Here is a 19,449-nt window from a genome sequence, read left to right on the forward strand (position 1 = left end):
GCCTCAGCCCAGTCCCAGCTGGTCGGCGGTGGCCTGGAGTTCCTTGAGGCCATCGGCCGGACTCTGCTGACCCAGGCGGATCTTCTCGAGCATCGCGTCGCCGGCCGCCGCGACCTGCACCCACGTCGTGGTGGCGGGAACGGGCTTGGCGGTCTCCAGCTGGGTGCCGAAGGCGGCGAGCGTCGGCGACGCCACGAGGGCGTCATCGTTCCAGGCCTCCTGCACGGCGGGCAGGTCACCGGTCGCCTCGTACCACGCGACCTGGGTCTCGGGCTCGGTCAGCCACTGCACGAGCTTCCATGCGCTGGCGGCGTTGTCGGAGTTGTCGAAGACGGCGAGGTTCGCGCCGCCGCTGAAGGAGATCGACGATTCCTTCGTGGGCAGGACGGCCGTGGCGAACTTGTCGCTGAAGCCTTCACCACCGAGTTCCTCCAGCTGCCCGATGAGGAACGGCCCGTCGATCAGCATCGGGGTGGCGCCCGAGACAAAGTCCGCCTCCTGAGCGCCGGCCGAGCGGTCCGCGGCCGGGTTGGCCACGCCGTCGGTGTAGATGCTCTGGTAGTACTCGAACGCCTCCACCGCTTCGGGGGTGTCGAGGGTCCACTCCGAACCGTTCTCGAGTTCGACACCGTTGGACCACGGCATCCACAGGTTCCCCTGGAACGAGTCGTTACCGGCCGGAAGGCGCATGCCGTACTCGGCGCCGCCCTTGGCCTGCATGTCCGCGGCCATCTGCTTCAACTCGTCCCAGGTGGTCGGGGCGCTGGTCCAGCCGGCCTGGGCGGCGATGTCGGTGCGGTAGTACAGCACGCGGGTGTCGACGTACCAGGGCACGGCGGCCGCGCGGTCGTCGATCATCGTGGACTCGATGGCTCCGGGGAAGATGCCGTCCGTCGACAGATCTGTGGGCACGGTCTGCAGCGCGCCACCGAAGTCGGCCATCCAGGTGGAGCCGACCATCGCGAGGTCGGGGGTGTTGCCGCCGGCGATCGCGGTCTGGAACTTGCTGTACGCGGCATCCCACGGCACGGGTGTCACTTCGACCGTCACGCCGGGGTTGGCCTCCTCGAACGTCTTCACGAACTCGGGCAGCGCCTCACCCTCGGCGCCCATCGCCCACATCGTGAGGGTGCCCTCGGCCTGAGCATCGCCGATCGTGGATGCCTCGGCGGCCCCGCCGCCGGAATCGGAGGTGCGTCCGCACCCGGTCAGCGCAATCGCGGCCGCCGCGACGACGGCAACGGCACCCCATCGGGTCTTTCTCATCGTGTTCCTCCTCGAACGGGCACCCTTCGTCGGGCGCGGTGATGTCGATCAGTTTAAGCGCATAACTTCCCCACTGCAACCACCGTCGCGTCGCGAGAGCACACGATCCGGCCGAGCGCACACGACAGGGCCGCCCAGAACGTATGCGTTCGACCCGATCGTGTGCGCTCGACGCCAGCGGCCGACGGATGCCGGGACGGCGACGGATGCCGGGACCCGCGACCCGGATGCCGGGACCCGCGAGCCGGATGCCGGGGCGTCAGGGCCGTGGCTCGAGATACCCCCGCACGAACTCGGCGAAGTGAGCCGTCATGTCGACCGAGTCGTCGAGGAGCCACTGCTGCTGCAATCCGTCCATCACGGCGCTGAGCAGCCGCGCCGCGCGCTCGGGGTCGATGTCGGCGCGCACCTCCCCCGCCGCTTGACCCGCGCGCAGCAGCTCCGTCGCGCGCACCGCCCCGTCGCGATAGCGGGCGGCGAAGGAACCGTGCGCGGGGTGCTCGGGGTCGCTCGCCTCGGCCACGACGACCGTGTAGAGCGACGTCAAGCCGCGCGTCGTGGCGTTGTACGCCACCACCTTGCTCATCTGCTCGACGAGCGTGTGCTCACGGGGGTCACCGGCGGCCGCGCGCACGCGTTCGTCGCGCTGGCGCAGCACCTCGGCGAACAGCTCCTCCTTCGTGGCGAAGTGGTGCAGCAGGCCCGCCGGGGTCAGCCCGACCCTCTTGGCGACCTCCCGCAGCGAGCCGCTCGTGACCCCGGACCGCCCGAAGACGAGCACGGCCTCGTCGACGATGCGCTGACGCCGCTGCTGACCCTTCGGGTAGCTTCCGCGCGCGGCGCGCGGCATCCCTTCGTCCGCCATTCGATCCCCTTCGCACGCACCGATGCCCGGTCCCGCGAGGGTACCGGGCATCGGGCCCACGGAGGGTCAGGGGCGGCGCTCACCCCACGACGATCCGAACACCTGCTGTTCCATCGCCGGGCGCAGGCGCTGTTCCATCTCGTCGTCGACGAAGTAGTCCTTGAGCGTGTCGCCGGTCAGGGCGTTGCCGATCGCGGCCATGATCATCGACTGATCGAGCGAGAGGTAGCGCTTCGCGATCGTGTCGCTCTTCACCGCGACGGCGTCGTAGAAGCCTCCCGGACCGTAGGCTCCGAGCTTCTTCTCGATGCCGCGGAGGTTCTTCAGCACCCCGGGCCGGTCGTAGGGCAGGGCGAGGAAGGCCGCGTGCGGCGTGACCACGCCGTCCCCGAACGCCGGGTCGGGGTTGGTCCCCGTCGCGCATCCCGGACGGTCGACATCGACGTCGGTCTTCTCGGCATCCGAGGTGTAGCCGTCGGAGCGGATGCCGGCGATGTCGACGCCGTACTCGGAGTAGCCGCCGAATGGGTTGCTCGCCGGAGAGAAGCCCCAGTAGCCGTATCCCGCCTCACGCAGGCCGTGACGCTTTTGCACCTCGACCGTGATCGGGTGGTTCTTGGCCCAGGAATCCGGCCCCCACTCCGCCTCCGGGACGAGCAGGTCCGGCATGAGCGACTCGAACATGCTGCCGCCCCAACTCGGCACGAACGACATGCCGTCGTAGGAATACACCCCTTCGTAGACCTCGACACCGTCGTAGGTCCGGCTCTGCCCGGTGGGCAACTGCTCCTGCCACGCCCAGTCACAGCCGGCGGGCATCGTCCGGTGGGTTCCGTACAGGGCCGTGGCCGGGATGCCGCCTTGCGCGATGCCGAGATAGGTGGCGATCCGGCTCTCGCTCACGGTGGTGTCGTAGTGGTGGCACGTGTAGAACGCGGTCTCGCCGCTGCCGTTGTACATGGGAGCCTCGACCGCGCAGCCGTCACCGGGAGGGGCCTCCCAGAAGCCGCCGCGGTTCGTTCCGGCGGTCAGGCCCGGCGCCCCGGCCGTGTCGAAGAAGGCCGAGAAGTCCATCGAACGGTAGAGGGCGTCGGCGCGGTCCGCGAGCGCCGGTTCGGCCTCGCGCACGATTCGCAGCGCCGCGGCGAGCCAGCCGTTGTCGACAGTGCTGAGGAACGGGTGGATGACCTCCCCCGACGTCGGGAAGACCTCGAGCTTGGCGCCGGTCTCGGGCGCGTACCAGTTGTAGTACATGCCGCTGCCGTCGTTGCGCTCCATCCGTTCGAGGGTCGACACGGTCGCGGTGAGCCGTTCGCGTGCTTCGTCGACGTCGATGATGCCGAGGTCGCGTGCGGTCACGGTCGACCACAGGTAGCCGCCGATGTTGGTCGGCGAGGTGTAGCCGGATGCCGTGGCGGCATCCAGGTCTCCGCCGATGTTGTCGTCGGGGAGTCCGGTGTTCGCGTGGGCCATCGCGGCCATCGAGGTCCAGGTGTCCTGGGCATAACGGAGCAGTTCGCGGGCGCCGGGACCGGCATGCGACGGCGGACCGGCGTGCGACGGCGGACCGGGCGGGACGGCGACGGCGGGCGACGCGACGGCGAGACCGCCCACGACGAGGCCGGCGATCGCGGTGGATGCCAAGCGGATGTGCTTCATGACGGGCTCTCCTCATCGAAAGCGCTCCGGGGGACGGAGCTCGGTGCCCAAAACCTTACACGCGTGAGGTTTTTACGCAACCCCTCGCCCCCATGCCGCTCCCTCTGTGCGCCCACGACGCGCCAGGTCACGGCATCCGGTCCCCCTCGCCCCACCCCCGCGCATGCCGCGAGCGCGCACGTTCGGGTCCAGCGCACACGTTCCGGGCGTTCCGTTCGTGTGCGCTCGACCCGAACGTGTGCGCTGGGCGCCACGTCGGCGACAGCGACAGCGACGGCGACGGCGACGGGCACGCCTCACCGCGGCGCGTGGGCCTCCAGGAACTCGTACACCTCAGTCGTATCCACGCCGGGGAAGGCCCCGGTGGGCAGAGTCGCCAGAAGCGTCCGGGGCGTCCGGACGTTCGGCCAGGCGTTGTCGCGCCACGACGCTTCGAGCTCCGCGGGCGGGCGGCGGCAGCACACCTCGACCGCGTGCCGCGACACCCCCCGATTCGGCGTGTCGCGCCCCCGGAACCACTTGGTGTCGTCGAAGCGCACGCCGACGCTCACCGAGTGCGCACCCTCGCTCGACTGCTCGACGCGCGCGGTGCACCAGTAGGTTCCGTTGCCGGTGTCGGTGTACTGGTAGTACGGGTTGAAGCGGTCGTCCTCGTCGAAGACGACGCGGCTCGTCCACCGCCGGCAGCACATCTGCCCCTCGATCGAACCGAGCCGATCCGTCGGGAAGTTGACGTCGTCGTTCTCGTACGCCTTCGTGATCGTCCCCGACTCGTGCACCTTCAGGAAGTGCACCGGGATGCCGAGATGCACCGTCGCGAGGTTGGTGAACCGGTGCGCGGCGGTCTCGTACGACACGGAGTAGGCGTCGCGCAGATCCTCGATGCTGAGTGCGCGCCGGGCCTTGGCATCCGTCAGCGCGGCGACGACGTGAGCCTCGGGCATGAGGAGGGCGCCGGTGAGGTAGTTCGTCTCGACGCGCTGACGCAGGAACTCGCCGTAGCTCGTCGGCTCGGTGTGCCCGAGCATGCGACTCGACAGCGCCTGCAGCACAGAGGCCCGCGGATCTCCCTTCGCCACGCGCGTGGACAGGTACAGCCGCCCGTTCTTCACGTCGGCGATGCTGCGCGTGGTCTGCGGCAGGTCGGGCACGTAGTGCAGCGAGAACCCGAGGTAGGCGGCGATATCGCTCGCCGCCCGCTGGGTGAGCGGCCCACCGGGGTGGTCGACGGCGGACAGGATCTCGGATGCCGTGCGCTCCAGCTCCGGGAAGTGGTTGTCCTGCGTGCGCATGAGGCGCCGCAGCGCCACGTTCGCCCGGCGCGCCTCCTCCGGGGTCGCGGAGCGTTCGTCGCGGAGCCGCTCGATCTCGGCCTGCAGCGCGAGCATCGCTGAGAGCGCCTCATCGGGGACGGTCTTGCCGACGCGGAACGGGGTGATGCCGAGCGCCTGGAACGTGGGTCCCCGCATCGCGCGCTCGACCGCGACCTCCAGCGCCGCGCGTTCGTCCAGCGGCTCGGCATCCAGAAGCGCGTCCAGGCCCGTTCCCAGAGCGCGCGCGATCGCCTGCAGCAGGGTGAGCTTCGCCTCGCGCCGCCCGTTCTCGATCATCGACATCTGACTCGGCGCGCGGCCGACCGCCGCGGCGAGCTCGTCGAGAGTCAGCCCGCGGGCCGTGCGCAGTTGCCGGATGCGCTTGCCGATCGTGAGCGTGTCCACGCCCTCATCGTCGGATGCCGCGGAAGGCGCTGTCAGGGAGACACCGGTGTCCATGTCGTGATGATCTCACCAGAACGGAAGATTGGCAAAACTTCACACCGAGATTCTCCGGGCAGGGGGTGATTCTTCGCCGAAAGTGGTCTCCACGGGCACCGAAGCCCCGCACTCGAAGGAGGACGACATGACGATCCAGGCCACCCCCGCCCAGCAGCCCCTGCGCCCCGGCGACCAGACCGAGACCGCCGATGAGATCCGCGCCTCGTGGGAGAACGACCCCCGCTGGGACGGCATCGAGCGCACGTACTCGGCCGAGGACGTCGTCCGCCTCCGTGGGAGCGTTCGCGAGGAGTCCACGCTCGCCCGTCGCGGAGCCGAGAACCTGTGGAACCTCCTCCACACGGAGGAGTACGTCCGCGCACTCGGCGCCTACACCGGCGGCCAGGCCGTGCAGCAGGTGCGCGCAGGTCTGAAGGCCATCTACCTCTCCGGCTGGCAGGTCGCCGCCGACGGCAACCTCGCCGGCCAGACCTACCCCGACCAGAGCCTGTACCCCGCCAACTCGGTGCCCGCCGTCGTCCGACGCATCAACAACGCGCTGCTGCGACAGGACCAGATCGAGCGCGCCGAGGGCGAGATCACCCAGGACTGGCTGGCCCCGATCGTCGCCGACGCCGAGGCCGGGTTCGGCGGACCCCTCAACGCCTACGAGCTGGCGCAGTCGCTCATCCAGGCGGGCGCCGCCGGCATCCACTGGGAGGACCAGCTCGCCAGCGAGAAGAAGTGCGGCCACCTCGGAGGCAAGGTTCTCGTGCCCACGCAGCAGCACATCCGCACGCTCAACGCCGCGCGACTCGCGGCCGACGTCGCGGGCGTGCCGACGGTGATCATCGCGCGCACCGACGCGCTGGCCGCCGACCTGCTGACCAGCGACGTCGACGAGCGCGACCGCGAGTTCCTCACCGGCGAGCGCACGAGCGAGGGCTTCTACCGGGTGCGCCCCGGTCTGGACGCCGTCATCGCCCGCGGCCTCGCCTTCGCCCCCTACGCCGACCTCATCTGGGTCGAGACCGGCGAGCCCGACATCGAGCTCGCCCGCCGCTTCGCCGAGGCGATCCACGCCCGCTACCCGGGCAAGCTCCTCGCGTACAACTGCTCGCCGAGCTTCAACTGGAAGCGTCACCTCGACGACGCGCAGATCGCGACGTTCCAGGCCGACCTGGCCGCCATGGGCTACGCGTTCCAGTTCATCACCCTCGCGGGCTTCCACGCCGTGAACCACTCGATGTTCGACCTCGCCCGCGGCTACGCCGAGCGCGCCATGAGCGCGTACGTCGAGCTGCAGGAGGCCGAGTTCGCCGCCGAGGCCGTCGGATACACCGCCACCAAGCACCAGCGCGAGGCGGGCACCGGCTACTTCGACGTCGTCTCGACCGCGCTCAACCCCGACAGCGCCACGCTCGCCCTCGCCGGCTCCACCGAGACGGCACAGTTCCACTGACCCCTCGCTTTGCGACCCTCGTCCCACTCTTCGCGGAGGATGTCCCACTCGTGGTCACTTCAGCCCCGCTCGAGTGACCACTTCTGGGACATCCCCCGGCGGACGGGTCGCGACCCAGACAGAAAGAAACGATCATGACCCTCATCGAACCCCCACCCACCACCGACCGACGGGACGCTCAGCCCTCGGCATCCACTCCCGCCCCGCACCTGCGTATCGAGCGCCCGCTCGAGGGACGCGACGGCGAGATCCTCACCCCCGCCGCACTCGCCTTCCTCACCGAGCTCCACGACCGCTTCGGCCGTCGCCGCCACGACCGCCTCGCCGCGCGCCTGCGCGGACGCTTCGAGATCGGCAACGGCGAAGACCCCCACTTCCGCGACGAGACGGCGCACATCCGCGAAGACCCGTCGTGGCGCGTGGCCGGTGCCGGCCCGGGCCTGGAGGACCGCCGCGTCGAGATCACCGGGCCGACGGACCCCAAGATGACGATCAACGCCCTGAACTCCGGCGCCCGCGTGTGGCTGGCCGACCAGGAGGATGCCACCTCCCCCACGTGGCGCAACGTCATCGGCGGTCAGCTCTCGCTGTTCGACGCGATCCGCGGGCAGCTGAGCTTCACGAGCCCCGAGGGCAAGCAGTACCGCGTCACCGCCGAGCGCACGCCCACGATCGTGATGCGCCCGCGCGGGTGGCACCTGCCCGAGAAGCACATCACCGTCATCGACCGCGCGGGACGGGAGCTGCCGGCATCCGGGTCGCTCGTCGACTACGGGCTGTACGTCTTCCACAACGCGCACGCGCTGATCGCGGCGGGCCGCGGGCCGTACTTCTACCTGCCCAAGATCGAGTCCGCCGACGAAGCTCGGCTGTGGGACGACGTGTTCTCGTTCACCGAGGAGCGTCTGGGACTCCCCCACGGCACGATCCGCGCGACCGTGCTCATCGAGACGCTGCCCGCGGCGTTCGAGATGGAGGAGATCCTGTTCGCGCTGCGCGACCACTGCGCGGGGCTGAACGCCGGCCGGTGGGACTACATCTTCTCGATCATCAAGACCTACCGCGGCCGCGGTGCCCGGTTCGTCCTGCCCGACCGGAGCGAAGTGACGATGACGGTGCCGTTCATGCGGGCCTACACCGAGCTTCTCGTGCGCACGTGCCACAAGCGCGGCGCCTACGCGATCGGCGGCATGAGCGCCTTCATCCCCAACCGCCGCAAGCCCGAGGTGACCGAGGCCGCGTTCGAGAAGGTCGCCGCCGACAAGCGGCGCGAGGCCGGCGACGGTTTCGACGGCACGTGGGTGGCGCACCCCGACCTCATCCCGGTGGCGCGCGCGGAGTTCGACGCCGTGCTCGGCGACCGCGAGAACCAGCTCGACCGCCTGCGCGAAGACGTCGAGGTGCGGCCCGAGCAGCTGCTCGACCTGCGGATCGGTCTGCCGATCACGGCGGGCGGGGTGCGGGGCAACGTCTCGGTGGCGATCCGCTACATCGAGGCGTGGCTGCGCGGGCTCGGCGCCGTCGCGATCGACGACCTCATGGAGGACGCCGCGACCGCGGAGATCTCGCGTTCGCAGATCTGGCAGTGGATCCACCAGGACCGCTCCACCGACGACGGCACGCTGATCACGCGCGAGTACGTCGATGGGCTGCTGCGCGACGTGCTCGCCGAGGTCACGCGCTTCGAGGGCGACCGATTCGACGACGCGGCCGAGGTGTTCCGCGAGGTGGCGTTGCGCGACGAGTTCCCCTCGTTCCTGACGCTGCCGGCGTACGCGAAGTACCTCGACTGACCGGATGCCACGAAGGGCCGGGGCCGTGCGCCCCGGCCCTTCGTGCTGTCGGGCTCGAACAGGACTACGCCCCCGGCGACGAGCTGGACTCCGTGCGCGTGAGCCGCGAGGCCTTCGCGCGCTACGACAACATCGCGTGGTGAGTGCGCCCGGCGGCGAGCGTGTCCCCTTCGGGCACGAACGCCCCGGCCGCCGCGCCGTGAGGGCGGTCCGCCGACGTTGAGGCAACGCGGCAAGCGATCCGGCCCGGCGCTACCGTGACCGCATGGCCTCTGTCTCCCCCGCCGGTCGCCGCGCGACCGACGCCCTCGGCATCGTCGCGATCATCCTGGCGGCGTTCATCCTGCTGCCGGCGCTGATGATCTTCCTCATCGGCCTCACGCCGGGCATGAACGCCATCTGGTGGCTCGGGATCGTGCTCCTGCCGATCATGGGCTTCCTCGGCCTCGTCGCCGTGGCCGTGGGCGCGATCGGCATCGTCGTGCGGGTTCGCGCGCACCGCAGCCCCATCCTGTCGATCATCGGTGCGGCGCTCGGGATGCTCCTCGTTCTTCCGAGCCTGTGGGTGCTGTTCTCTCCGACCGTCTGACACCGAGTCGTCCGCGCCGCGCGCCCGCGGCATCCCGGGCGTGCCGAGTAGGCTCTGTGGCGTGACCGACCGCGCACCACTTTCCCGCAAGCTCTCCGCCATCGCCGAATCCGCAACCCTGAAGGTCGACGCCAAGGCCAAGGCCCTGAAGGCCGCCGGCCGTCCCGTCATCTCCTACGCGGCCGGCGAGCCCGACTTCGCCACCCCTTCGTTCATCGTGGATGCCGCCGCCGAGGCGCTGCGGAACCCCGCGAACTTCCGTTACACCCCCGCGGCGGGTCTTCCGGTGCTGCGCGAGGCCATCGTGGCCAAGACGCGGCGTGACTCGGGCCTCGAGGTCGCGCCCGCACAGGTCATCGTCACCAACGGCGGCAAGCAGGCCGTCTACCAGGCCTTCCAGACCGTGGTGAACCCCGGCGACGAGGTGCTCCTCCCTGCGCCCTACTGGACGACCTACCCCGAGGCGATCGCCCTCGCCGACGGCGTGCCCGTCGAGGTGTTCGCCGGAGCCGACCAGGACTACAAGGTCACCGTCGCCCAGCTCGAGGCGGCGCGCACCGAAAAGACCACCGTCCTGGTGTTCGTGTCGCCCTCGAACCCCACGGGCTCGGTCTACACGCCCGAAGAGACCGCCGAGATCGGCCGGTGGGCCCTCGAGCACGGCATCTGGGTGATCACCGACGAGATCTACCAGAACCTCACCTACGAAGGCGCCCGCGCGGTCTCGATCGTCGAGGCTGTGCCCGAGCTCGCCGGTCAGACGATCCTCGTCAACGGCGTCGCCAAGACCTACGCGATGACCGGCTGGCGCGTGGGCTGGATGGTGGGACCCGCGGATGCCATGAAGCTCGCCGGCAACCTCCAGTCGCACCTGTCGAGCAACGTCAACAACATCGCGCAGATCGCCGCCGCTGCCGCGTTGAACGGCCCGCAGGACGAGTCCGAGCAGTTCCGCGAGGCCTTCGACCGACGTCGCCGACTCATCGTGTCCGAGCTGGCGAAGATCGACGGGGTCGAGGTCCCCAACCCGCTCGGCGCGTTCTACGCCTACCCCGACGTCCGCGGCCTGCTGTACCGGGAATGGGACGGCGTCACCCCGACGACCTCGCTCGAGCTCGCCGACCTCATCCTCGAGAAGGCCGAGGTCGCGGTGGTGCCGGGTGAGGCGTTCGGCCCGAGCGGCTACCTCCGCCTGTCGTACGCGCTCGGCGACGCGGAACTCCTGGAGGGCATCCAGCGCCTTCAGCGTCTCTTCTCCTGACGCCCGCCCCACCACGACTCCCCCGCCCCACCGCTCGGCCGCGCCGTCGCGCGGACTTCTCCCCCGACACGCCGGCCCCGACACCACCGGGGCCGGCGTGTCGGCACTCACCTCCGCACGACGGCACCGCACGACGACACACCGGGCACCGGCACACCGGATGCCGCGGCGCACCGGAGGGATGCCGGGGCTCCGGGGGCTAGAGCTCGACGTTCACCAGCACCGGCTCGGGCTGCAGCAGCAGGCCGAACTCGGCCTGCACGCGCTGCTGCACGAACCTCGCGAGCTCGGCGATCTCGGCGGCGGTCGCCCCGCCGCGGTTCGTCAGTGCCAGGGTGTGCTTGGTGGACAGGCCGGCGCGGGAGCGCGGGAACCGGAAACCGCGGGACAGCCCCGCGTGCTCGATGAGCCAGGCGGCGCTCACCTTCACCTCGCGGCGCTCCTCGACCGGGGGCGGCACGACTCCGTCGAAGGCGGCGAGCGGGATGACGGTCACCGGATCGATCGCGGGCGAGAGGGGCCATTGGGGACACGCGTCGGGCAGGGTACGGGCGAAGGCCTCGGAGACGATCGCGTTCTGGAAGAACGACCCGGCGCTCCACGTGTCGGGATCCTCGTCGTCGAGCACCATGCCCTTGCGCGCGCGCGTTGCGAGAACATGCTCGCGGATCCACCGCAGCGACACCGCCGCATCGGCATCCAGTCCGAGGGCTCCTCGCAGCTGCGAGCCCGCGATCGGCCGTTCCCCGTCGCCCACACGCTCGAGTTCGAGCGTCACCGAGACGATCACGGCCGGACGCTCGGCGACCGAGCCGTAGTGCTGCTTGAGCACGGACGTGCGGAACCCCAGACCGAGATCGGATGCCGGGACGGTGGACACCTCACCGGTCGACTCGTCCAGCAGCTCCACCTCGACCAGGGTCTGCACGACCTCCTGACCGTACGCACCGATGTTCTGCACGGGCGCGGCGCCGACCGTTCCGGGGATGCCCGACATCGCCTCGATGCCGGCGAGGCCCCGGGCGACCGTCTCTGCCACGAGGGCGTCCCAGTCGTGTCCCGCCTGCACGCGTAGCCGCGTGGTCCCGGGACGCGAGCCCGAGAGCTCCTCGATGCCGGCGGTGCGCACGAGCACCACGGTGCCCTCGAAGGGTTCGTCACCGACGAACAGGTTCGAGCCTCCGCCCACCACGAGCCACGGCTCGCCCGTCGCCCACAGGTCGCCGAGCACGGCCACGAGTTCGTCGGCTGATCGCGCCTCGATCGTCCGCGCGGGAAGCCCTCCCGTGCGCAACGTCGTCAGGCCGGACAGCGGGACCGGGGTGACCTCGGGCATCAGGACAGCCGCACGCGCACCTGCGCCTTGCCGAGGACCGTCGTCCCCGCGTGCGTCACGGTGAGGTCGATGCGGGTGGACTCGTCGTCGACGGCACCCACTTTCGCGCTGACGTGCAGGTCGGCCCCCTCCTCGGGGTCGACGACGACGGGGCGGGTGAAGCGCACACCGTACTCGAGGATGCGACCCGTGTCGCCGATCGCATCGGCGAGGGTTCCCACCGCGATCCCCATCGTGAGCATGCCGTGGGCGAGCACCCCCGGCAGCCCGACGGCCTCGGCGATGTCGTCGCGGTAGTGGATGGGGTTGAAGTCGCCGGAGGCACCGGCGTACCGCACGAGCGACTCGCGCGTCAGGTGGACGGAACGTTCGGCGACGACGTCTCCGACGGTGAACCCGCTCATGCCTCCGCCTCCCCGGCGAGGAGGACGCTCGTGGTGGTCACGACGTGGCCGCCGTCGGCATCCACGATCTCCGCCTCGCTCGTGATCATCGCGTTCGCCCCGAGCGTGCGGATGCCGGTCACCGCCAACGTCGCGGTCAGTTCGTCGCCCGCGACGATCGGCCGCGAGTAGCGGAACCGCTGCTCGGCGTGCACGAGACGCGCGAGCTCGATGCCCGAATCCGGGTCGCCCAGAAGCTGCTGGAGCGTCAGGTCCTGCACGACCATCGCGAAGGTCGGCGGGGCCACGACGTCGGCATAGCCGAGCGCGCGAGCCGCCTCGGGGTCGGAGTGCTGAGGAGCATCGGCGAAGACGGCGCGGGCGAACTCGCGCACCTTCTCACGGCCGACGAGATACGGCGCGGTCGGAGGGAAGGCACGACCGACCAGTTCGGGGTTCACGGGCACCGGTTCAGTCTACCGACCGCTCCCCCCGGCATCCTCAGCGCTGGTGACGTCCGCGCACGGCCTTCACCGCCATCTGGCTGGCGATGAAGACGAGGAAGATCGAGAACAGGACGTTGCCGACGAACGGGTCGATGAGCTTGGCGAGCGATGCCCCGAGCGCGGTCGTCGTGCACGCCGCGATGCCGATACAGGCCGCCGCGCGGAGGTCGACGTTCGAGCGACGGAGGTTGCCGGCCGTGCCCGAGATGGCGGTCGGGATCATCATGAGCAGGGACGTACCGCGCGCGATGAGATCGCTCGTGCCGAAGAACAGCAGCAGCGCGGGGACGACGATGATGCCCCCGCCCACCCCGAGGAGCCCGGCCAGGACGCCGGTGATGACGCCGAGCAGGGCCAGGCCCGGGCCGGTGATCCAGGTCAGTTCCAGTTCGGCGTCGCGGGAGGGGATCACGAAGTACAGGCTGACGATGACGGCGGCGAGGAATGCCACGAACGCCCACCGCAGCGCCGTCTGGGACAGCTTCGGCAGCAGCCACGTGCCGATCTGTGCGCCTCCCACCGCGCCGGCGGCAAGGATGAGCGCCGGGATCCACGCGACGTGGCCGTCGATCGCGTACGTGATGACGCCGACCGACGCCGTCGGCACGATCGCCGCGAGCGACGTGCCCGCGGCGAAGCGCTGATCGAAGCCGAGCAGCAGCACGAGCAGCGGGACGATGACCGTGCCACCCCCGACACCGAACAGGCCGGACAGGAGGCCGGCGAGGAGGCCGACTCCGATGCACACGGCGTAGAAACGGGCGGAGCGGGGCGGGCGGGTCTGTTCGATCACTGGGCTGGGGTCCTCGCGATGGGGTGAAGACGGGCCGTCGCCCGCCGACGCACCAGTCTTCCACCTTCCCGGGGACCCGCCCGACGGCACCGGGCCGAGGAAGAAAGCGGCCCCCGGTGGTCCGAAGCCGCGTCCACCGGGGGCCGTCGCCCTCACAGGTCAAGCGGAACGGTGACCCGAACACCGGTCTGCGACCACGATCGCGAGGGTGCGACAGAGGAAAAGTACCGCGCGCAGCCGCGAGGATCTCGACCTTGACAGCAATATCTCAGGATGCTAACTAATTAGGCGCGCATGCACATCTGCGATCGGGAATGCCCTCGGCGACCCGACCGTTCCGTCCGGGTATGACGACCGTAGGAATCATCGGAGCAGGAAACATCGGACGGGCGCTCGCGCGGGGTCTCGTCGACCGCGGATACGACGTGGTCATCGCGAACTCCCGCGGGCCCGAGACGCTCGCCGATCTGGCGGAGGCGCTGGGTGACAAGGCCCGCGCAGCGACGGCGCAGGAGGCCGCGGAGGCCGGTGAGTTCGTCATCGTGACCGTGCCGCTCAAGGCGTATCGCGAGATCCCCGTGGCGCCGCTGCGCGGCAAGACGGTGCTCGACACGAACAACTACTACTGGGAGCGCGACGGCCACATCGCCGAGCTCGACCAGAAGCGCACCACGACCTCGCAGATGCTGCAGGAGCACCTGCCCGAGAGCACGGTGGTGAAGGCGTTCAACCACATCATGGCCGCCGACATCCTCACCGACGGCTCACCCGCCGGAACCCCGGGCCGGCGTGCGCTGGCGACCTCGAGCGACTCCGCGGACGGCGTCGCGCTGATCACCCGCATCTACGACGAGTTCGGCTACGACACCGTGAACGTCGGTCCCCTGTCCGAGAGCTGGCGCGTCGAGCGGGACATGCCGGCGTACGTCGTGCGCCAGAACCGCGAGGAGCTCGAGCAGAATCTCGCCCGCGCGGAGCGCTGACGACCCACCGATAAACGGCATCTGCGCCGGGAAACGCGCTCAGCACGCGTTTCCCGGCGCAGATCATGTTTATGGATGCCGCGGTGCTCCTAGAGCGCGGCGAGCGCCTGGTCGACGTCGGCCACGAGATCCTCGGCCGACTCGATGCCCACCGACAGGCGCACGATCGTTTCGGGAACGGCGAGCTCGGTGCCGCGCACGGACGCGTGGGTCATGGCATCCGGGTAGTTCACGAGCGACTCCACGCCGCCGAGGGACTCGGCGAGGGTGAACAGGCGTGTCGACTCCGCGAAGCGGCGCGCGGCCGCCCCGTCGGCGAGTTCGAGCGACACGATGCCGCCGAAGCCGCTCATCTGAGATGCCGCGAGCGCGTGACCCGGGTGCACCGGCAGGCCCGGGTAGTACACCTTCGCCACGCGCGGGTGCGTGACGAGGTGTTCGGCGACGGCCTGGGCGTTGAAGCTGTGGCGCTGCATCCGGATGCCGAGGGTCTTGATGCCCCGGATGGTCAGGTAGGCATCGAGCGGCCCGGACACCGCCCCGGCGGCGAACTGGAGGAACTGCGTCCTCTCGGCCAGCTCGGCGTCCGCGAACGCGAGTGCGCCGCCGACGACGTCGGAGTGGCCGCCGAGGTACTTGGTCGCCGAGTGCACGACGACGTCGGCGCCGAGGGAGAGCGGGCGCTGCAGCGCCGGCGAGGCGAAGGTGTTGTCCACGACGACGATCGCGCCGGCATCGTGGCCGAGGCGGGCGAGCCCGCCGATGTCGGTGATCCGCAGCATGGGGTTGCTGGGCGTCTCGACCCACACCATGCGGGGCGCGCGTTCCTCGATCGCCGCGGCCACGGCATCCAGGTCGCTCATGTCGACCACGCGCAGTCTCACGCCCCACGGTCCGAGCACGCGGGACAGCAGGCGATACGTGCCGCCGTAGACGTCGTTGCCCAGGAGCACCTCGTCGCCGGGGACCAGGGCCGCGCGCAGGAGGGCGTCTTCGGCAGCGAGGCCGGACGCGAACGACAGCGCGCGCACCCCGCCCTCGAGTGCGGCGATCTGCGTCTCGAGCGCGGTGCGCGTGGGGTTGCCGCTGCGACCGTACTCGTATCCGTCCCGGAGCCCGCCGATGCCGTCCTGGGCGTACGTCGTGGACAGGTGCACGGGCGGGATCACCGCGCCGGTCGTGGGGTCGAAGGCCTGCCCGGCGTGGACGGCGAGGCTGTCGAAGCCGCGGGCGGCGTCGTGGGTGCTCATGCGGAGTGCTCCTCGGAAGCGGGGGTGGGAAGGACGGATGCCACGGGCTCGACCTCGTAGCCGCGCGCGGTCATCCACGTGTCGTCGAAGATCTTGCTGAGGTAGCCGCGACCGTGGTCGGGCAGGAGGACGACGACGACGGCGTCGGCGGGGAGATCGCGCGCCACACGCAGGGCGCCGACGACGGCCATGCCGCTGGACCCGCCGACGAGGAGCCCCTCCTCGCGGGCGAGGCGGCGCGTCATCGCGAAGGACTCGGCGTCCGAGACGCGCTCGTACGCGTCGACGACGGTGGGGTCGAAGGCGGGCGGCCAGAAGTCCTCGCCCACGCCCTCGACGTCGTACCCGTGGATGTCGTCGCCCGAGTAGATCGAGCCGACCGGGTCGACGCCGATGATGCGCACCGCGGAGCCGGCGACCTCGCGGAGGTAGCGCCCGGTGCCGCTGATCGTCCCGCCGGTGCCGACGCCGGTGACGAAGTGCGTCAGCGCGCCATCGGTGTCGCGCCAGATCTCGGGGCCGGTGGTCTCGTAGTGGCTGCGCGGTCCGTTCGGGTTGGCGTACTGGTTGGGCTTGAACGCGCCCGGGATCTCGCGCACCAGCCGATCGGAGACGCTGTAGTACGAATTCGGGTCGTCCGGTTCGACGTTCGTGGGCGTGACCACGACCTCGGCGCCGTAGGCGCGCAGGACCGCCCGCTTGTCCTCGGCGACCTTGTCGGGCACGACGAAGACGCATCGGTACCCGCGCTGCTGCGCGACGAGCGCGAGTCCCACACCGGTGTTGCCGCTCGTGGGCTCGACGATGGTGCCGCCGGGACGCAGCAGGCCCTCGCGTTCGGCCGCGTCGACGATGTTCGTCGCGATGCGGTCCTTCGCGGAGCCGCCGGGGTTGAAGTACTCGATCTTGGCGAGGACCGTGGCGGCGATGCCGTCGGTCACGCTGTTCAGACGGACGAGGGGGGTGTTGCCGACGAGGTCGGCGACGCTCTGGGCGTAACGCACGGTGGAGTCCTGGGGGTCGGTGCGCCGGAAGGCGCGGCTGACGGGGTCGTCGAAGAAGAACGCGAGGCGTTCAGCGACAACAGCGACAGGTCAGCACGCGGTCAGCATACCCGACGAACGTCGCGGTCGTGACATGACGCCGGCCTGGGCGGCGTGACCGCTCAGGCCACCGCCCCGAGGAACTCGTCGAAGGTCTGCGCGGGGCGGCCCGTGACCGCCTCGACGTCGCCCGAGACACGGGCCAGGTCGCCGCTGGCGATCGCAGTGTAGGTGCTGACCCACGCGTCGACCTGCCACCGCGGAGCCCCGTACACCGCGCGCGAGGCGTACGCCTCGTCCAGCGACTCGTCCAGGTAGCGCACCGGATGACCGCGCACCGCCGAGATCTTCTCCGCCACCTCGTGGAGGGACAGGGCTTCCGGACCCGTGAGATCGTATGCCGCGTCGGCGTGGGCGGAGGGGTCGAGAAGCACGGCCACGGCCGTCGCCGCCACATCTGCGCGCGAGACGAGCGAACAGCGCCCGTCGCCGGCGGGGCCGCGGATGACACCGTCGTCACCGGCGAAGAGCTCCATCATGTCCATGTAGAAGTTGTCGCGCAGGAACGTCCACGACATTCCCGAGGCGCGAATGATCTCCTCGCTGGCCGCGTGGTCGCGCCCGAGGGTGAACACCGCATCGGGAGCGGCGGCGAGGAACGACGTGTAGACGATCGAACGCACTCCCGCCCGCGCGGCGGCGTCCACGAACTGGCGGTGGTGCTCCACCCGGTCGGCGGACTCGGACGCCGAGACCATGAAGAGCGTCTCCACGCCGGCCAGCGCCGCGGCCGCGGCATCCGTGTCGGAGTACCCCGCGACGTGGACCTCCGCGCCCGCGAGCTCCGGAGCCCGCGACGCGTCGCGCACGAGCAGCCTCTGCGGGATGCCACGGGCCGCGAGGTCGCGTGCCACGCGTCCTCCCACGGCTCCGGTCGAACCGGTCACGGCGATGACGGGCTGCGCGGGCATGCGTCCTCCGAGGGGGCGAGAGTGGATGCTCTCAGCGTATTGCGCTCCCCGCCGCCACGGCCGCGAGTTCGCTCAGGATCGCGGAGCGACCAAGCGCGCGACGCGGACGCGCACAGTGTCCGATGGGCGATCGGCCCCCGCGCTGCGCACGGCCGCGGCGACCGCGGACGCCACCGCCGCGCTGTCGTCCTGTGCGGACACGCCGATGCACACCGTGATCGACCGCGCGCCGGCCTTGTCGTCCACGGCGGCCAGCGAACCTTCGACCTCGGCCATCCGCTCGTACGCGCGCGCCACGACCGGGCGCGCGGAGTACGACTCCCGCACGCCGGCCACCGCGGTCACGGCCAGATCGATGCGAGGTGCCAGTTCGGCAGCCGTGTCCGTCATCCCTCGTCCTCCTCGTCCATGTGCACGTCGCCCACGGTGACATCCACGCGCCCCACCTTCAGGTCGCCGTGGCGCTCGATCGCGACGCGGATGCCGTCGCGCATGCGGTCCACGGTGTCCCGCATCGGCCGACCGAACAGCACGCTCACCGTCACCCTCACGTCCAGCGGCGCCGCAGGCTCCGCCTGGTCGATGCGCACGCGACCCACGAGAACGCCCGGAACCCCATCGCCGACCGTTCGGATGAGTTCGTAGAGGGCGCCCTCGGTGACCACGAGCTGCGTGCCGTTCTCGCTCCGGGCGAGCGGGATGTCACGCCCGGCACGGAACTCGCGCATGACCTCGCGCATGATCCCGTCGTACCAGGAGTCCGCCAGCGGCTCGGCGGCCTGTTCGTCGACGATCTCGCGCGAAAGCCGACCCATCCGTTCCATGGATGCCAGGAGCGCCTGGCATTCGGCGTTGCGCTCGATCGCCGGGATGCGCGGGCTGCGCCCCCGGTCGAGATACGCGGAGAGATCCTCGAGCGAGTAGCCCGAGCCGCCCACGTCGTCCACGCCCTCACTCACACGATCACCTCCACTCCTGCATGCGGTCCAGAACGGCCTTGCGCGCCCGCGCCAGGCGGCCGCGCACCGTCGCGGCCGTCTCACCGACCTCGGTCGCGATCTCGTCGTAGCTGTGCCCCCCGATCTCGCGCAGAACCCAGACGACACGCAGGTCTTCGGGGAGATCGGCGAGGACCTTCTTCAAGGCGTCCATCTGCGACGATGCCACAACCGTGCGCTCGGGGTCATCCCCCAGCGCGACCATCCCCTCGTCGATCTGCTCCGAGAACCTCCGGGCGCGCATCCGATCGGTGACCTTGCGCGAGACGATCGTGGTGAGCCAGCTGCGCACCTTCTCGGGATCGGCGAGGTCGGGCAGTCGCCGCCAAGCGGTGATGAGGGCCTCCTGGACGCAGTCGTCCGCGTCGGCCCTCGACCCCGTGAGCTTCGTGGCGAAGGCCACCAGGAACGGGGCGTGACGGCGCACGAGCACCGCGAAGGCGATCTGGTCGCCGTCCGCCGCGCGCGACGCCAGGAACGCGTCGGTCGCGGAGGACAGAGGGGGCATCGCACATCCTGTCAGCACAATCCAGGCCG

At 70.6% G+C, this 19,449-nt stretch carries 19 protein-coding genes; 5 read left to right on the forward strand and 14 right to left on the reverse strand.

The features are described from left to right. Positions 1-3: 3 nt before the first annotated feature. The 4 genes from LL239_RS13535 to LL239_RS13550 form a co-directional block, all read right to left on the reverse strand. Positions 4-1,266 (reverse strand): extracellular solute-binding protein, encoded by a 1,263-nt coding sequence (locus LL239_RS13535; protein ID WP_228163968.1) that lies wholly within the window; start codon positions 1,264-1,266, stop codon positions 4-6. Between the two features lie 259 nt (positions 1,267-1,525). Next, positions 1,526-2,131 (reverse strand): TetR/AcrR family transcriptional regulator, encoded by a 606-nt coding sequence (locus tag LL239_RS13540; RefSeq protein ID WP_228163969.1) that lies wholly within the window; start codon positions 2,129-2,131, stop codon positions 1,526-1,528. A gap of 66 nt (positions 2,132-2,197) precedes the next feature. Continuing rightward, positions 2,198-3,790: a glucoamylase family protein gene (locus LL239_RS13545; RefSeq protein WP_228163970.1), complete on the reverse strand. Its 1,593-nt coding sequence runs from the start codon at positions 3,788-3,790 to the stop codon at positions 2,198-2,200. A gap of 296 nt (positions 3,791-4,086) precedes the next feature. Next, entirely contained in the window at positions 4,087-5,562 is a 1,476-nt protein-coding gene (locus LL239_RS13550) for a helix-turn-helix transcriptional regulator (protein WP_228163971.1), read from the reverse strand. A 127-nt stretch (positions 5,563-5,689) separates the two neighbouring features. Here LL239_RS13550 and aceA point away from each other — a divergent pair, with 127 nt between their 5' ends. The 4 genes from aceA (at position 5,690) to LL239_RS13570 (ending at position 10,649) form a co-directional block, all read left to right on the forward strand. Further along, on the forward strand, positions 5,690-7,006 hold the full coding sequence (gene aceA, locus LL239_RS13555) for an isocitrate lyase (protein WP_228163972.1): 1,317 nt from the start codon (positions 5,690-5,692) through the stop codon (positions 7,004-7,006). Positions 7,007-7,140: 134 nt separating this feature from the next. Beyond that, positions 7,141-8,799: a malate synthase A gene (aceB, locus tag LL239_RS13560; RefSeq protein ID WP_228163973.1), complete on the forward strand. Its 1,659-nt coding sequence runs from the start codon at positions 7,141-7,143 to the stop codon at positions 8,797-8,799. A 265-nt stretch (positions 8,800-9,064) separates the two neighbouring features. Next, positions 9,065-9,388, forward strand: coding sequence for a hypothetical protein (locus LL239_RS13565; RefSeq protein ID WP_228163974.1), 324 nt, complete (start codon positions 9,065-9,067; stop codon positions 9,386-9,388). Between the two features lie 61 nt (positions 9,389-9,449). Further along, complete coding sequence (locus LL239_RS13570) at positions 9,450-10,649, forward strand: pyridoxal phosphate-dependent aminotransferase (protein WP_228163975.1); 1,200 nt, start codon at positions 9,450-9,452, stop codon at positions 10,647-10,649. Positions 10,650-10,848: 199 nt separating this feature from the next. Here the strand turns inward: LL239_RS13570 and LL239_RS13575 are convergent, their stop codons facing one another. The 4 genes from LL239_RS13575 to LL239_RS13590 are packed head-to-tail and all read right to left on the reverse strand — an operon-like array spanning position 10,849 to position 13,667. Continuing rightward, complete coding sequence (locus LL239_RS13575; protein ID WP_228163976.1) at positions 10,849-11,985, reverse strand: UDP-N-acetylmuramate dehydrogenase; 1,137 nt, start codon at positions 11,983-11,985, stop codon at positions 10,849-10,851. After that, entirely contained in the window at positions 11,985-12,389 is a 405-nt protein-coding gene (locus tag LL239_RS13580) for a MaoC/PaaZ C-terminal domain-containing protein (protein ID WP_228163977.1), read from the reverse strand. Before LL239_RS13580 ends, LL239_RS13575 begins: the two co-directional genes overlap by 1 nt. After that, complete coding sequence (locus tag LL239_RS13585) at positions 12,386-12,829, reverse strand: FAS1-like dehydratase domain-containing protein (RefSeq protein ID WP_374197640.1); 444 nt, start codon at positions 12,827-12,829, stop codon at positions 12,386-12,388. The genes LL239_RS13580 and LL239_RS13585 overlap by 4 nt, the downstream gene beginning before the upstream one ends. A 40-nt stretch (positions 12,830-12,869) precedes the next feature. Continuing rightward, entirely contained in the window at positions 12,870-13,667 is a 798-nt protein-coding gene (locus tag LL239_RS13590; protein ID WP_228163979.1) for a sulfite exporter TauE/SafE family protein, read from the reverse strand. 347 nt (positions 13,668-14,014) lie between these two features. Between LL239_RS13590 and LL239_RS13595 the strand changes: the two genes are divergently transcribed. Continuing rightward, the gene (locus LL239_RS13595) at positions 14,015-14,650 is read left to right on the forward strand and encodes an NADPH-dependent F420 reductase (protein WP_228163980.1); all 636 of its coding nucleotides are present in this window, start codon (positions 14,015-14,017) and stop codon (positions 14,648-14,650) included. Between the two features lie 89 nt (positions 14,651-14,739). Here LL239_RS13595 and LL239_RS13600 read toward each other — a convergent pair whose 3' ends face one another. The 6 genes from LL239_RS13600 to LL239_RS13625 form a co-directional block, all read right to left on the reverse strand. Continuing rightward, positions 14,740-15,900, reverse strand: a complete 1,161-nt coding sequence (locus tag LL239_RS13600) for a cystathionine gamma-synthase (RefSeq protein ID WP_228163981.1) — start codon at positions 15,898-15,900, stop codon at positions 14,740-14,742. Next, the gene (locus tag LL239_RS13605; protein WP_228163982.1) at positions 15,897-16,904 is read right to left on the reverse strand and encodes a pyridoxal-phosphate dependent enzyme; all 1,008 of its coding nucleotides are present in this window, start codon (positions 16,902-16,904) and stop codon (positions 15,897-15,899) included. The genes LL239_RS13600 and LL239_RS13605 overlap by 4 nt, the downstream gene beginning before the upstream one ends. 161 nt (positions 16,905-17,065) lie before the next feature. Continuing rightward, positions 17,066-17,914, reverse strand: a complete 849-nt coding sequence (locus LL239_RS13610; RefSeq protein ID WP_228163983.1) for an SDR family oxidoreductase — start codon at positions 17,912-17,914, stop codon at positions 17,066-17,068. A gap of 72 nt (positions 17,915-17,986) precedes the next feature. Next, positions 17,987-18,304, reverse strand: coding sequence for a hypothetical protein (locus LL239_RS13615; protein WP_228163984.1), 318 nt, complete (start codon positions 18,302-18,304; stop codon positions 17,987-17,989). Beyond that, positions 18,301-18,873, reverse strand: coding sequence for an Asp23/Gls24 family envelope stress response protein (locus tag LL239_RS13620; protein ID WP_228163985.1), 573 nt, complete (start codon positions 18,871-18,873; stop codon positions 18,301-18,303). Before LL239_RS13620 ends, LL239_RS13615 begins: the two co-directional genes overlap by 4 nt. Before the next feature lie 4 nt (positions 18,874-18,877). Beyond that, entirely contained in the window at positions 18,878-19,420 is a 543-nt protein-coding gene (locus LL239_RS13625) for an RNA polymerase sigma factor (RefSeq protein WP_228163986.1), read from the reverse strand. Between the last annotated feature and the right edge of the window lie 29 nt (positions 19,421-19,449).

The organism is Microbacterium testaceum (genome assembly GCF_020781835.1).
GTDB classification, from domain to species: Bacteria; Actinomycetota; Actinomycetes; order Actinomycetales; family Microbacteriaceae; genus Microbacterium; species Microbacterium testaceum_H.

Excerpts from the sequence above, each read along its gene's own strand:
- aceA (WP_228163972.1), top strand. The coding sequence starts at position 5,690 with ATGACGATCCAGGCCACCCCCGCCCAGCAGCCCCTGCGCCCCGGCGAC.
- LL239_RS13535 (WP_228163968.1), bottom strand. The coding sequence starts at position 1,266 with ATGAGAAAGACCCGATGGGGTGCCGTTGCCGTCGTCGCGGCGGCCGCG.
- LL239_RS13610 (WP_228163983.1), bottom strand. The coding sequence starts at position 17,914 with ATGCCCGCGCAGCCCGTCATCGCCGTGACCGGTTCGACCGGAGCCGTG.
- LL239_RS13550 (WP_228163971.1), bottom strand. The coding sequence starts at position 5,562 with ATGGACACCGGTGTCTCCCTGACAGCGCCTTCCGCGGCATCCGACGAT.
- LL239_RS13600 (WP_228163981.1), bottom strand. The coding sequence starts at position 15,900 with ATGAGCACCCACGACGCCGCCCGCGGCTTCGACAGCCTCGCCGTCCAC.
- LL239_RS13540 (WP_228163969.1), bottom strand. The coding sequence starts at position 2,131 with ATGGCGGACGAAGGGATGCCGCGCGCCGCGCGCGGAAGCTACCCGAAG.
- LL239_RS13580 (WP_228163977.1), bottom strand. The coding sequence starts at position 12,389 with ATGAGCGGGTTCACCGTCGGAGACGTCGTCGCCGAACGTTCCGTCCAC.
- aceB (WP_228163973.1), top strand. The coding sequence starts at position 7,141 with ATGACCCTCATCGAACCCCCACCCACCACCGACCGACGGGACGCTCAG.
- LL239_RS13625 (WP_228163986.1), bottom strand. The coding sequence starts at position 19,420 with ATGCCCCCTCTGTCCTCCGCGACCGACGCGTTCCTGGCGTCGCGCGCG.
- LL239_RS13575 (WP_228163976.1), bottom strand. The coding sequence starts at position 11,985 with ATGCCCGAGGTCACCCCGGTCCCGCTGTCCGGCCTGACGACGTTGCGC.
- LL239_RS13565 (WP_228163974.1), top strand. The coding sequence starts at position 9,065 with ATGGCCTCTGTCTCCCCCGCCGGTCGCCGCGCGACCGACGCCCTCGGC.
- LL239_RS13615 (WP_228163984.1), bottom strand. The coding sequence starts at position 18,304 with ATGACGGACACGGCTGCCGAACTGGCACCTCGCATCGATCTGGCCGTG.
- LL239_RS13545 (WP_228163970.1), bottom strand. The coding sequence starts at position 3,790 with ATGAAGCACATCCGCTTGGCATCCACCGCGATCGCCGGCCTCGTCGTG.
- LL239_RS13595 (WP_228163980.1), top strand. The coding sequence starts at position 14,015 with ATGACGACCGTAGGAATCATCGGAGCAGGAAACATCGGACGGGCGCTC.